Annotated in this window: 6 protein-coding genes; 2 read left to right on the forward strand and 4 right to left on the reverse strand. The window is 58.3% G+C overall.

Going from position 1 to position 7,916, the window contains the following annotated elements; all coding sequences use genetic code 11:
* Positions 1–15 precede the first annotated feature (15 nt).
* The 3 genes from ABWP81_RS06815 to ABWP81_RS06825 are packed head-to-tail and all read right to left on the reverse strand — an operon-like array spanning position 16 to position 2,589.
* Positions 16–477, reverse strand: a complete 462-nt coding sequence (locus ABWP81_RS06815; RefSeq protein WP_353140511.1) for a PaaI family thioesterase — start codon at positions 475–477, stop codon at positions 16–18.
* A 22-nt stretch (positions 478–499) separates the two neighbouring features.
* On the reverse strand, positions 500–1,903 hold the full coding sequence (locus tag ABWP81_RS06820; RefSeq protein WP_353140514.1) for a sensor histidine kinase: 1,404 nt from the start codon (positions 1,901–1,903) through the stop codon (positions 500–502).
* Complete coding sequence (locus ABWP81_RS06825) at positions 1,900–2,589, reverse strand: response regulator transcription factor (RefSeq protein ID WP_353140517.1); 690 nt, start codon at positions 2,587–2,589, stop codon at positions 1,900–1,902. The genes ABWP81_RS06820 and ABWP81_RS06825 overlap by 4 nt, the downstream gene beginning before the upstream one ends.
* A 63-nt stretch (positions 2,590–2,652) precedes the next feature.
* Between ABWP81_RS06825 and ABWP81_RS06830 the strand changes: the two genes are divergently transcribed.
* Together ABWP81_RS06830 and ABWP81_RS06835 are read left to right on the forward strand one after the other, a co-directional pair.
* Positions 2,653–3,870, forward strand: a complete 1,218-nt coding sequence (locus ABWP81_RS06830) for an efflux RND transporter periplasmic adaptor subunit (RefSeq protein WP_353140520.1) — start codon at positions 2,653–2,655, stop codon at positions 3,868–3,870.
* Positions 3,867–6,941: an efflux RND transporter permease subunit gene (locus ABWP81_RS06835; protein ID WP_353140522.1), complete on the forward strand. Its 3,075-nt coding sequence runs from the start codon at positions 3,867–3,869 to the stop codon at positions 6,939–6,941. The genes ABWP81_RS06830 and ABWP81_RS06835 overlap by 4 nt, the downstream gene beginning before the upstream one ends.
* Here the strand turns inward: ABWP81_RS06835 and ABWP81_RS06840 are convergent.
* A complete protein-coding gene (locus tag ABWP81_RS06840; RefSeq protein ID WP_353140525.1) occupies positions 6,938–7,915 on the reverse strand; it encodes a Bug family tripartite tricarboxylate transporter substrate binding protein in 978 nt (325 codons plus the stop codon). The two genes, ABWP81_RS06835 and ABWP81_RS06840, sit on opposite strands and share 4 nt — an antisense overlap.
* Position 7,916 lies beyond the last annotated feature (1 nt).

Genomic DNA, 7,916 nt, shown 5'->3' on the forward strand with positions numbered 1-7,916 from the left:
GCTTAAGTCAAAGCCTTACTGACCAAAGCTTTCAGGCATTTGCACCGCCACCACTTCACCGCGTGCGGTGGCCACCTCGCCGGCATAAACGGTGGCTTCCACCACCACTTTGCGCCCTTTGATTTCTTTCACACGGCCACGAATAACCAGCTCGCCCTCCAGCGGTGTAGGCTTTAAAAAGTCCACATGCAACGAGCCCGTGACAAAGCGAAAAGCTGGCAAGGAATCGTGGCTGCGCCCTTCTTGCTTGTACATGGCAGCCGACGCTGTGCCGGTGCAATGGCAATCAATGAGTGACGCAATCAAGCCGCCATACGCGTAGCCCGGCACGGAGGTGTGATACGGCTCGGGCGTGAAACGCGTGACGGTTTCGTCGCCTTCCCACACAGTTTTGATTTGGTGGCCGTGCTCGTTCAGGTGGCCGCAGCCGTAGCAATGCGACACGTTCTCGGGGTAGTGGTCTTGAAATGCATCCATGAAGTTTCTCCAGTTGTCGTTGTTAACTCTGCGACGGCTTGTCAAACATCACACGCACGCACAAGCCATGCGGTTGCGAAACAGCAAGTGCCACACGCGCACCCAGCAACTTGGCATAAGTGCCCACAATGGCTAGCCCCAAACCCACGCCGGCTTTGAGCGCTTCGCCCGCTGCACCTTGCACCCAGCGCTGGCTGATTTGTTGCAGCTTGTCAGCAGGCACGCCCGCGCCGTTGTCGGTCACCGACAGCACCACGCTGTGCGGCGTGTCTTCCACTGACACGGTGATGTGGCTCTCGCCGTTACCTGCACGGCCATAGCGCAGCGCGTTGTCGATGAGGTTGTTCAAGATGCCTTCAATCAGCGCCGCGTTGCCTTGCACAACCACCGCATGGTCAATGCCCTTGGCACCGAGGTCTACGCCCGCGGCATCGGCCTTGGGCAAATAGCGCAGCACGGCCTCGCCCACGAGTGCATCTAAAGACACCGCTGTTTTTTCTAAGTCTTGATGCGCTTCATCGGCCAAAGCGAGCGCCAGCAGCTGGTCTACCAAATGGCTGGCTCGCTCTTGGCTTTTTGCAATGCCTTGCAGCTGTTCATGCCACACCTGTGGATCGCTATGGCGCAAGCCGTAATCGGCCAGTGCGCGAATGCCGGCCAGAGGTGTACGCAGCTCGTGCGCCACATTGCCCGAGAACTCACGTTGCGCTTGCACGCTAAATGAGATGCGGCCCAGCAACGCGTTGATGGTTTGACCCAAGCGTTGCACATCGTGGGTGGTGGCAGTCACAGGCACGGGTGTGAGGTCGCGTGCATCACGCTGACCCAAGGCCGCTTCTAGCTCGGCCAAGGGGGCTAAATCTTCTTCAATCGCACGGTACTGCCATGCGGCCAACAAGCCTAACAACAGCACTTGGGGGATGAGGGAAAAAGTCAACAAACGTTGCAACAGACTGTCGCGACTGGCCGTGGTTTGCGCCATCACCACATAAAAATCAGCAGGTTGCTGGCGATGCACGGTCACGCTGCGCAAGGTGCGGCCTTGGTAGTCCATCTCATCAAACAGGGGCTTCAAGTCTTCTTGCAGCTGCTTGGGTTTGAGCCCAGGGTGACCCGCCAACAGTGAGCCATCGGGGCGCAACACTGCAAAGTACAAGGTTTCGCTTTGGTCAAACAGCACGGTGCTCATCTCTTGCGCAGACAGGTTGAGGTCTAGGCCCCCAACACGGTTGTCACTGGTTCGTTGCACTTGGCTGGCCACCAAATAAGCGTCATCCAGCAAAGCACGGTCAAACGCCTGCTGCGCAAAATACGAGGAAATACCCACCACCAATGCCGCGCCCACCAACCAAGTGACCGCCAATGGAATCAACACATGGCGCAACAAGCGGTGACGCAGTGAAGGTTTTGTTTGCATCTGGCTCATGTCTGCTCTTCTAAAACATAACCAATGCCGCGCAAAGTGCGAATGGACGCGCCACTGTCGGCCAGCTTTTTACGCAAGCGGGAAATAAAAGCTTCGAGTGCGTTGTCGCCCAAAGCCTCATCAAAACCAGAAAGTTTGTTAGACAACACGCGTTTGCTCACCGCACGGCCGGGCGGCGTCATGAGCTCGCACAGCACTTCAAACTCGCGGGCGGGCAACGCCAAGTCAGCCTCGCCCACAAAGATGCGGCGCAGCTTGCGGTGCAGGCGCAACTGGCCCACTTGCACCTCGTCGTCCACGCCTAGGGTGCGGCGCACCAAGGCACGCAGGCGGGCTTCGACTTCTTCTAAATCAAAGGGCTTTCCCAGGTAGTCGTCGGCACCTGCGTCTAGGCCGGCAATGCGTTCGTCGGTGCGGTTGCGCGCAGTCAGCACCAACACAGGCGTGCGGTCGCCGCGTGCACGGGCTTCGCGCAGCAGCTGCAAGCCGCTGGTTTGGGCCGCATGGGCTTGGCCGTTCAAGGGAAGGTTGAGGTCCAGCAGCACGGCGTCATAGGCTTGCACTTGCCAAAAGTGCGCACCTTCCTCCAAATGGCTGGCAGCGTCCACGCGGTGACCCGCATCGCCAAGGCTGCGCAGCATCACGGCTTGCAGCACGGCGTCGTCTTCAATCAACAAAATTCGCACAGGAGTGACACAAATAAAAGTTAAGTCAGGGGCTGGTCAGCCAGGGTCAACGATAAACGTGGCATGAGCATACGACAGAACCTGCAAGCCACCGCCCTTTTGAACACCCCTGCCAAACGCTTCATCGCGGGAGGCAGTGCATTGGCCATTGCCGTGCTGGCCTATGTCCTGCTCAACCCAAACCCCCCGGCCAAACAGCCCGCCACACCCGATCCCATCGTGCAGGGCGAACAGTTGCGCTTTCCCGCAGGCCACCCACAAATTGCGCTGCTGAGCACGGTCGCAGCCAAAACCGCTGAGAGCATCACCATCGAGCTGCCCGCCCGCTTGGTGTGGAACGAAGAGCGCACCCAGCGCATCTACCCCGCCTTTGCAGGCCGTGTGCTGAGCCTGAGTGCCGACATTGGCCAAAGCGTGAATGCGGGCCAAGTGCTGGCCACCCTCGCCTCGCCCGAGTTTGGCGCAGCCCAAGCCGACACTGCCAAAGCCATGGCCGATGCCCAAGTGGCCGACCGCGCCTTGACCCGCCACCAAACCTTGTTTGCGGCCGACGTGATCTCGCGCAAAGAGCTCGACAGCACCGAAGCCGATGCCCTACGTGCCCGCGCCGAACTGGCCCGCGCCCAAGCACGCACCCGCATGTATGGCAGCGCGCAAAACGTGAACCAACAACTCGGCCTCGCTGCCACCGTCAAAGGTGTGGTGGTGGAGCGCAACCTCAGCGCGGGCCAAGAAGTGCGCCCCGACCAAGGCGGCCCCGCCAACCCCGCCCTGTTTGTGGTCAGCGACCCCAGCGTGCTGTGGGTGCAAATCGATGCACGCGAAGCCGACATTGCCTCGCTCAAACCTGGCACCCAAATTTCGCTGACGCTACCCAACTACCCCGACCAAAGCTTTGCAGCCAAGATTGCCGCCACAGGCGACTTTATTGACAGCAACACCCGCGCTATCAAAGTGCGTGCCGTGATTGACAACGCGCAGCGTTTACTCAAAGCCGAAATGCTAGGCACGGCTCGTATCCAACGCAAGCTGGCTGCGGGCGTATTGGTGCCATCTAGCGCGGTACAGCTGCGCGGAAACCAACACTGGGCCTATGTGCAAACCGAGGCGGGTGTGTATGAGCCAAGACGTGTGAAGCTGGGCTACGAGGGCATTCAAGAAGTGCTAGTTGTTCAAGGCCTACAAGAGGGTGACTTGGTGGTCAAAGACAACGGTTTGTTGTTGGCCCGTGAGTTCCGCATTGCCCAAGAAAACGCCCTCAAGCCGGTGCAAGCCAAATGAAGCGCCTGATTCATTACGCGCTCAACCAGCCGCTGTTTATTCTGCTGGGCACGCTGCTGTTTGTCATGGCGGGGGTGTTTGCGTTTAAAAACTTATCCGTCGAAGCCTTTCCCGATGTGACCGACACGCAAGTAACAGTCATCTCGCTCTACCCAGGCCGTGCAGCGGAAGAGGTGGAAAAGCAAGTCACCTTACCCATCGAAGTGGCGCTGGCAGGCTTGCCCAATTCAATTCGTGTGTTCTCGCACACGCAGTTTGGTTTGTCGTTCACCGTGGTCACCTACAACGACAACGCCGAGGTCAACTTGGTGCGCCAGCAAGTGAGCGAGCGCTTGCGCGGCGTTCAACTGCCCGAAGGCGTGGAGGCGCAAATTGCGCCCAACGCCACACCTGTCGGCGAGATCATGCGCTATCGCCTGCGAGGCGACGGCCTCAGCACCACCGAGCTGCGCACCCTGCAAGACTGGACTGTGGAGCGAAGCATGCGCCAAGTGCCAGGCGTGGCCGATGTGGTTGCCATGGGTGGCTTTATCAAACAATACGAAGTGCAGCCCGACCTGCAAAAGCTCAGCCAATTCAAACTCACACTGCAAGACCTCACGGATGCTTTGGGACGTGGCAACAGCAACGCGGGTGGCAGCTATGTCACGCAAGGCGTGCAGCAATACGCGATCCGTGGTTTGGGCCTGCTGCACTCGGCCGACGACATTGGCCGAGTGGTGGTAACCGCGCGTGGCAACACACCCATTTTGGTACGCGATGTGGCCAAGGTCACCATCGGTGCCGTGCCCCGCTTGGGAACGGTAGGCCAAGACCTGGACGATGATGTGGTGACCGGCATCATCATCATGCGCAAGGGAGAAAACCCCAGCTTGGTGTTGAAGGGTGTGAAAGAACGCATTGAAGATTTAAATGCACGCGTGCTACCTGCGGGCGTGCAAATCGTGCCGTTTTATGACCGCAGTTGGTTGATGGACAAAACCCTCACCACCGTGTTTAAAAACTTGGTCGAAGGTGCACTCTTAGTCGCGCTGGTGTTGTATTTGTTTTTGTCCAACTTGCGTGCGTCACTGGCCGTGGTGGTGATCATTCCGCTCTCGCTACTGGCCACCTTCATGGGCCTAAAAATCATGGGTGTGCCCGCCAACTTGCTGAGCTTGGGCGCCATGGACTTTGGCATCATCGTGGACGGCGCTGTGATCGTGGTGGAAAACATCATGCACCGATTGGCTCAACGCGGCGAAGGCATGAACGAGAAAGAGCGTCGCACCCTCATCGCAGAGGCAACAAACGAAGTAGGTCGCCCCACGTTGTTTTCGATGCTAATCATCATTGCGGCGCACATTCCTATCTTTGCGCTGCAACGCCACGAAGGTCGCATTTTTCAGCCCATGGCTTTGTCGGTCACCACGGCGCTGGTGGGCTCGCTCATCTTCTCGCTCACCCTTGTGCCCTTGCTGGCGTATTGGATGCTGCGCAAAGGCATTCCCCACGGCGACAACGCGGTGGTGGCTTGGGCCAAACGCGTGTATGAGCCTGTGCTGACCTGGTCCATCGCACAACCGCGCAAGGTGGTGGCCATTGCCATGTCTGGCTTTGCGTTGTCGATGCTGGTGGCCTCGCAACTGGGTTCTGAGTTTCTGCCCGAGTTGAACGAAGGCACGATTTGGGTGAACGTTCGTTTGCCAGCCAGCATCTCCAACGACGAAGCGGCTAAGGCTTTGCACAATGTGCGCAAGGCCTTGATGGCCGTGCCCGAGGTGCGCACCACCGTGTCGAAAGCGGGCCAGCCCGAAGACGGCACCGACCCTAAAACCATCAGCATGGCCGAAATTTATGTGGATGTAAAACCACCCGAGCAATGGCGAAAAGGACTGACCCGCGAACAACTGATTGAAGACATGGACCACGCCGTGTCTGTGTTACCCGGCATGCAGCCCACCTTTTCGCAGCCCATTCGTGACAACGTGCTGGAATCTATCTCTCAAATTGACGGACAAATCGTCATCAAGATTTCAGGGGATGACCTTGATGTGTTGCGCCGCACCACTGAGGCAGTAGAAAAAGAAGTGCGCCATGTGCGCGGTGTGTACCGCGCCGAAATTGACCGCCAAGGTGAACTGCCCCAGCTTTTGATCGACATCGACCGCGAACGCGCCGCAAGACTGGGTCTGAACGTGGGTGACATTCAAGATGTCATCGAAATTGCCTTGGCGGGCAAAGCCACCACCAACCTGTGGGAAGGCGAACGTCGTTTCTCGGTAGCGGTGCGCTTGTCTGCCGAGCGACGTGCCATGGTCAACCTCGACAGCATTTTGATCCCCACGCCCAATGGCGGCAGCACACCCCTCAGCAGCGTGGCCACCATTCGTGAAAGCAGCGGCGCGATGAACATCGCCCGCGAAGCAGGCCGCCGCACCATGGCCATTGGCATCTTCATCAAAGGTCGTGACATGGGCTCCATCGTGGCCGACATGAAAGAAGCCGTGGCCAAGAAGGTGGAAATTCCACGCAACTACGCCCTCACGTGGTCGGGCGAATTTGAAAACCAAGAACGCGCCATGCAACGCTTGGCCGTGGTGGTGCCGATTTCGCTGCTGCTGATCTTTGTGTTGTTGTTTGATGCGTTCAGCTCATTCAAAACCGCAGGCCTGATTTTGATCAACGTGCCTTTGGCGCTCATCGGCGGCTTTGTGGCGCTGTGGATTTTCAGCATCCCGTTGTCGGTGTCTGCGGCCATTGGCTTCATTGCCTTGTCGGGCCAGGCGGTGCTCAACGGGGTGGTGATGCTGTCGGTGTTTCAGCAACTGCGCAACGCGGGTTACAGCGTGATTGACGCGGTCAAAGAAGGTGCGCTGCAACGTCTGCGCACGGTGCTGATGACGGCAATGCTGGCGGCTTTGGGATTGTTGCCCATGGCGCTGAGCCGAGACATTGGGTCTGAGACCCAACGCCCCTTAGCCATTGTGGTGATTGGTGGCTTGGTGACGGCCACACTGCTGACGCTGGTGGTGTTGCCTGCCTTATATGTGGCTTGGTTTTCGACACCTAAAAAAGAACAAGCAGCTTAATCAGCCGTAATTTTGGCGTTCAACACCACAGGGCGCCAACGTTTGATCTCACGCTGAATCAGCTGACCAAACGCCTCGGGTGATGTGGGCGTGGCAGTAGCGCCTTCTGACTTGAGTCGGGCCACCATTTCGGGCGCCGCCAAATTGGCATTGACCACTTGGTTGAGTTTTTGCACTACTGCCGCCGGTGTGCCAGCAGGGGCCACGAGGCCATACCACTGGTCGGCCTCAAAACTCTCTAAGCCTTTCACGCCCGACTCAGCCAAGGTGGGCACATCGGGCAACAAGTCCAAACGCTTGGGGCTGGACACGGCAATGGCACGCAACTTGCCAGCCTTAACCATGGGCACCAAAGCAGGCGCACCGGTGAACACCATTTGAATTTGTCCTGCCACGGCATCGGTTACCGAAGGGGCCGTGCCGCGATAAGGCACATGCACCACAAAGGTTTGTGTGGAGAGCTTGAAATACTCCATGGCCAAATGCGCCGCACTGCCGTTGCCGCCCGAGCCGTAGTTGACCTTGCCCGGATTGGCCTTGAGGTACTTCACCAACTCGGCCACGTTATTGACCGGCATGGAAGGGTGAACCGCCAGGACGTTGGGCACCTTAGCCACCCACGCCACCGGCGCAAACGACTTGATGGGGTCATACGGCAAATTGGGATACACCGCGGGTGCAACAGCCAAAGTGCCCACGTGGCCCATGAGCAAGGTGTAGCCATCGGCTGCGGCTTTGGCCACGCGGTCAGCGCCAATCGTGCCACCAGCACCTGCCACGTTTTCGATCAATACAGGTACGCCTGTTGATTCGGTAATTTTTTGACCGATGGTGCGTGCCAACACATCGGGGCTCCCGCCGGGTGTAAATGGGACGATGATGCGAATCGGTTTGTTGGGATACGTTGGGTCAGCCCATGCTGTCGCGGCAGCCAAGACTGAGATGGCTATCAAGAACGTCGATCGTTTCATCATT

Source organism: Limnohabitans sp., from assembly GCF_040401135.1.
Lineage (GTDB): Bacteria > Pseudomonadota > Gammaproteobacteria > Burkholderiales > Burkholderiaceae_C > Limnohabitans.